The sequence below is a fragment of the Thioclava sp. JE_KL1 genome, assembly GCF_009296265.1.
Taxonomy (GTDB): domain Bacteria; phylum Pseudomonadota; class Alphaproteobacteria; order Rhodobacterales; family Rhodobacteraceae; genus Thioclava.
In genome coordinates, this window is the sequence record NZ_WBJS01000046.1 from 1 (window position 1) to 2,503 (window position 2,503).

Genomic DNA, 2,503 nt, shown 5'->3' on the forward strand with positions numbered 1-2,503 from the left:
GTAAGCGGTGTCTGAGCGGCACGTTGTCTGCGCCGGCGCGGACTGCGAGGTGATACCCATCTCAAGATGGGAGTGCGTTTCGCAATGGATGCTCAGACTGCGTTTCTCAGATCGCTGGGAGTTGAGATCTTCGAGAGCGGGCACCGCCGGTGGCCGGAGAAGGTGAAGGCACAGGCTGTCGCGGAGACACTTGAGCCGGGCGCGACGGTCAACGCCGTGGCGGCGCGTTACGGGATGAAGCCGAACCAGTTGTCGGCGTGGCGATGCCTGGCCAAAGAGGGCAAGCTGGTCCTGCCCGCCGCCGAGATGTCGGATGAGCCGACTGCCTTCGCGCCGGTTGTCCTGTGCGAGCCGAAGCCCCCGCAGGCGCCGCAGCCCTCGAGGCAGTCGGACGACAGCCTGCGCCTCGTCTTCGGTGACGTGACGATCGCGCTTGCCGCCGACACCCCGGCGGTGCGGATTGCCGAGATCGTCCATGCGCTCGGGGCGTCCTCGTGATGATGCCGTCCCACACCGTCCGTATCCTCGTGGCGACCCAGCCGGTCGACTTCAGGAAAGGCCACGACGGTCTCGCCGCGCAGGTCGCATCGGTCCTGAAGGAGGATCCGTTCACTGGCACCGTGTTTTTGTTCCGGGCGAAGCGTGCAGACAGGCTGAAGATACTCTTCTGGGACGGCACCGGGCTGGTGATGGCCTACAAGCGGCTTGAGGAGAGTTCCTTCACTTGGCCGGCGGTTCGGGACGGCGTGATGACTTTGAACCGGGCGCAGTTCGAGGCCCTGTTCGCCGGGCTCGACTGGCGCAAGGTGAAGGCGCTGGAGATCCGCCGCCCGGCTGCGGCAGAGTGAATCAGGCACGAGAAAAGGCGGGCCTTCGAGGCGGCTTCGGGGTAGCCTCCGGCCATGCCATCCACCGCGATCATTGACCTGTCCGCAATCCCCGAGGCGCAGCGCGAAGCTGTCGCCGCGCTGCTGCGCGAGCATGAGGAGCTCAAAGGTGAGAGGGTCAGCCTCAAGGAGATCATCAAGCGCCTCGAGCATCTGGTCGCCGAACTCAACCAGGCAGTCCACGGCAAACGGTCCGAGAAGCTCAGCGAAGATGACCGGCAGCTGGCGTTCGAGGATCTCGAGATTGCGGTCGCCGAAACCGAGGAGAAGCAGGAGACGCAAGCGCCGTCCGAGAGCCGCCCCCGGCGTGCAGCCCGGCGCAATCGAGGCAACCTGCCCAAGGACCTGCCGCGCATCGAGCGCGTGATCGAGCCGGAGAGCCTGCAATGTCCTTGTGGCTGCGGGGAGATGCACAAGATCGGCGAGGACCGCACAGAGCGGCTGGACATCGTGCCCGCCCAGCTGCGGGTGATCGTCACGGTTCGCCCCAAATACGCCTGCCGCGCCTGCACTGATGGCGTGACCCACGCGAGCGCCCCGGCGCATCTCATCGACGGCGGCCTGCCGACCGAGGGCGCCATCGCGCATGTCCTGGTCAGCAAATACGCGGACCACTTGCCCTTGTATCGGCAGAGCCGGATCCTTGCCCGATCGGGCATCGAGATCCACCGCAGCACGCTGGCCGACTGGGTCGGCACCGCCGCCTTCCATCTCGGTCCCGTCGTCGACCGGCTGGCCGAACATCTGAAGACGTCGACCAAGCTCTTCATGGATGAGACCACCGCCCCTGTGCTGGATCCGGGGCGCGGCCGGACCAAGACGGGATATCTCTGGGCGCTCGCCCGTGACGACCGGTCATGGGGCGGAGATGATCCACCGGGCGTGGTCTTCTTCTACGCGCCCGGCCGCGCCGGGGAGAACGCGGAGAAGATTTTGCACGGCTTCGACGGCATCCTGCAGCTCGATGGCTACCAGGGTTACAACCGTTTGACGCGGCCCACCCGCAAGGGTGGCGACCCGGTCCGCGTGGCGCATTGCTGGGCCCACGCGCGGCGCAAGCTGAAGGAGGTGTTCGACCGCGACGGCTCCGAGATCGCCGCCGAGGGGCTGCGCCGCATCGCCGAGTTCTACAAGATCGAGGCCGACATCCGCGGCACGGCGCCGGGACAGCGGCTCTCGGCCCGGCAGGCGCGCACCGCGCCCCTCGTGACCGAGTTCGGCGAGTGGCTGCAACAACAGCGCCTCCGCATCTCCGCGAAATCGCGCCTGGGGGAGAAGCTCGCTTACATTCATCGTCACTGGGACGGGCTGCAGACCTTCCTGCACGACGGTCGGGTCGAGATCGACTCCAACAGCGTCGAGAACCTGATCCGGCCCATCGCTCTGAACAGGAAGAACGCATTGTTCGCCGGACATGACGAAGGCGGGCGCGCCTGGGGACGTATCGCGTCGCTCATCGAGACCGCAAAGATCAACGGCGTCGAGCCCTTCGCCTATCTCAAGGCCACCCTCGAAGCCATCGCCGCCGGCCATCCGCAAGGCCGCATTGATGAACTTCTCCCGTGGACCTTCAAGTCGTCAAGCTGAACCTGGGGTGGGATGCAGCCGCCGCTTAC

3 protein-coding genes are annotated in these 2,503 nt (G+C 66.3%); all 3 read left to right on the forward strand.

The features are described 5' to 3' along the window. Positions 1-84 precede the first annotated feature (84 nt). The 3 genes from F8R15_RS22005 to F8R15_RS20795 are packed head-to-tail and all read left to right on the forward strand — an operon-like array spanning position 85 to position 2,474. Positions 85-498, forward strand: a complete 414-nt coding sequence (locus F8R15_RS22005; RefSeq protein ID WP_038144069.1) for a transposase — start codon at positions 85-87, stop codon at positions 496-498. After that, entirely contained in the window at positions 498-848 is a 351-nt protein-coding gene (gene tnpB, locus F8R15_RS20790; protein ID WP_081874848.1) for an IS66 family insertion sequence element accessory protein TnpB, read from the forward strand. Before F8R15_RS22005 ends, tnpB begins: the two co-directional genes overlap by 1 nt. A gap of 54 nt (positions 849-902) precedes the next feature. Continuing rightward, positions 903-2,474 carry an IS66 family transposase gene (locus F8R15_RS20795; RefSeq protein ID WP_152845862.1) on the forward strand — a complete coding sequence of 524 codons (1,572 nt, stop codon included), beginning with the start codon at positions 903-905 and terminating at the stop codon, positions 2,472-2,474. The last annotated feature ends 29 nt before the right edge of the window (positions 2,475-2,503 follow it).

Coding starts and splice junctions, on each gene's coding strand:
- F8R15_RS22005 (WP_038144069.1), top strand. CDS start 85: ATGGATGCTCAGACTGCGTTTCTCAGATCGCTGGGAGTTGAGATCTTC.
- tnpB (WP_081874848.1), top strand. CDS start 498: ATGATGCCGTCCCACACCGTCCGTATCCTCGTGGCGACCCAGCCGGTC.
- F8R15_RS20795 (WP_152845862.1), top strand. CDS start 903: ATGCCATCCACCGCGATCATTGACCTGTCCGCAATCCCCGAGGCGCAG.